The sequence below is a fragment of the Acidimicrobiales bacterium genome (assembly GCA_036273495.1).
GTDB lineage: Bacteria > Actinomycetota > Acidimicrobiia > Acidimicrobiales > JAJPHE01 > DASSEU01.
The window spans coordinates 1-2,343 of record DASUHN010000002.1; the positions used below are offsets into that span (position 1 = coordinate 1).

Genomic DNA, 2,343 nt, shown 5'->3' on the forward strand with positions numbered 1-2,343 from the left:
CACGTTCACGAGCAGCGAGCCCGGCTTCATGGCGCGGAGGAACGCCGCATCGACCAGCCCGACGGTCGCGGCGGTGGAGGGGGCGGACAGGACCACGACATCGGCGGCGCCCACCACGTCGAGCAGGCGCTCGGGCGTGACCGTCTCGTCGGCCGGATCGTCGGCCGACGGCCGGCGCCGGCACCCGATCACCCGCGCCCCGAAGGCCCGGGCGCGCGTCGCCACCGCCCCGCCGATCGACCCCAGGCCCACCACCAGCCAGGTGGTCCCGTACACCTCGCGGAAGTCGTGCAGCCGCCACCCCCGCGCCTCGGCCCCGGCGCGCCAGCGCCCGGCGTCCTGGAAGTGGTCGAGCACCGCCCGCAGGACGTACTCGGCGATCGGGATGCCGTTCACGTGGGCGTTGCTCACCCGCACCCCGCGCCGGGCCAGCTCCCCGAACACGGCGCCGTCGTAGCCCGCCGCCGGCGACTGGAACCACCGCAGGGTCGACGACCGCCGTAGCAGCCCGAAGAAGGGGCGAAGCGGCGCCCCCTCGTCGAACAGGTCCGACGTGCCCCAGGCCACCTCCGGGTCGGCCTCGTCCCGGGCGACGCCGGCCCCCGACGCCAGCACCAGGCCCCCGTCGACCCCCAGGATCAGGGGCTCGACCCCCGGACGCTCCAGGCGGGGCCACCACCGTTCGTGGGCGGCGGCAGTGAGCACCACACGCATTCCCAGGATCCTTTCAGTCGTCGCTCAGAGATTGTCCAGGTCGCCTCGGTGGAATGGTTGCATGGACTCCATGACCGACGACGCACCGTTCACGGGCGACTCCGGCTTCGAATGGCTTCCTCCGCCCCCGCCCCCGCCCGCACCCCCCCGGGCGGGGGCGCCGGGCCGGCGCACGGTCCTGGTCGTCGGGCTGGTCGCCGCTGTGGTCGGCGCCGGCGTCGGCGCCGGCGTGTCCCAGGCCTTCGGTGGGGGCGGCGGCCCGACCGTGGTGGAGAACTTCTCCCCGAACTCGAGCGTGGTGAACGAGCGCCCCGCCGACATCCAGGGGATCCTGGCCAAGGTGCTCCCGTCGGTCGTGACGATCGCCGCCTTCTCCACGGCCACGGGCAACGCCAGCCCCTTCCCGTTCGGGAGCGGCGGCGGCGCCGTGCAACAGGAGTCCCAGGGCACGGGGATGATCATCACCCCAGGGGGTGAGGTCGTCACCAACAACCACGTGATCAGCGGGGCCAGCCGCATCACGGTCACCGTCCACGGCTCGACCCGGGCCCTGAGCGCCACCGTGGTCGGCGCCGACCCGAGCGACGACGTGGCCCTGCTCCAGATCCAGGGATCCTCCGGGGACCTCCCCACGGTGAGCTTCGGCAAGTCCGGGACGGTCAAGGTGGGTGACGGGGTCGTGGCCATCGGCAACGCCCTCGGCCTCCAGGGCGGACCGACGGTCACGGCGGGGATCATCTCCGCCGAGGACCGGGGCCTGACCGCTCAGGACCCGAGCACCCAGCAGCGGATCACGCTGACCAACATGCTGCAGACCGACGCCGCCATCAACCCCGGCAACTCGGGCGGGCCGTTGGTGAACTCGGCGGGCCAGGTCATCGGCATGAACTCGGACGAGGCCACCAACGCCGGTGACGCCACGGCGCAGAACATCGGCTTCGCCATCCCGTCGGACAAGATCACCTCGCTGTTGCCGCTGCTGCGCAAGGGCGGGACGATCACCCCGGCCCGGGCCTATGTCGGTGTCGAGGGGGGCGACGTCACGCCGCAGCTGCAGGCCGAGTTCAACCTGGTGCCGAGCCAGGGCGCCTTCGTCGAGCAGGTGGTCAGCGGGTCGCCGGGGCAGAGCGCCGGCCTCCAGGCCGGCGACGTGATCACGAGCATCGACGGGAACCCGGTCACGTCGTGGGACGACCTGACCATTGCCCTGCGGGCGCACAAGCCCGGGGACAAGGTCAGTCTCGGCATCTACCGGGGCAGCTCCCAGCGCACCATCAACGTCACGCTAGGGACGGCGCCGACCACCACGCAGTAGCGAGCCCGCCGCCTCCCGCCACCACGGCGTGGTCCGGCCGAGGAGGATCTCCTCCTCGACCCGGCGGGTGACCCGGCGCTCGATCACGAAGGCGAGGAACGGCAAGAGGCCGGCCCCGATCATGGCGAGCAGCTGGAAGAAGGTGAACCGGGCCCGGCTGGCGAGGTCGAGGGCGGCGGCCAGGTAGACGATGTAGAGGAAGCCGTGGACGGGGCCGACGATCTCCACCACGGCCTTGGTGCCGGCACCGAACTGCAGCGGGATGCCGACGAAGACGAGGATGATCAGGCCGACGCCGACCGTGTACGCCATGG

Annotated in this window: 3 protein-coding genes; 1 reads left to right on the forward strand and 2 read right to left on the reverse strand. The window is 72.6% G+C overall.

What is annotated here, in order from left to right; translation table 11 throughout:
* The coding region (locus VFW24_00020) for an NAD(P)-dependent oxidoreductase (GenBank protein ID HEX5265134.1) at nt 1–714 on the reverse strand (714 nt) is incomplete at its 3' end.
* A 70-nt stretch (nt 715–784) separates the two neighbouring features.
* Between VFW24_00020 and VFW24_00025 the strand changes: the two genes are divergently transcribed.
* On the forward strand, nt 785–2,029 hold the full coding sequence (locus VFW24_00025) for a trypsin-like peptidase domain-containing protein (protein ID HEX5265135.1): 1,245 nt from the start codon (nt 785–787) through the stop codon (nt 2,027–2,029).
* Here VFW24_00025 and VFW24_00030 read toward each other — a convergent pair.
* Nucleotides 2,000–2,343, reverse strand: a 344-nt coding sequence (locus VFW24_00030; GenBank protein HEX5265136.1) for a DUF3817 domain-containing protein, incomplete at its 5' end; no start/stop codon positions are given. The genes VFW24_00025 and VFW24_00030 overlap by 30 nt on opposite strands.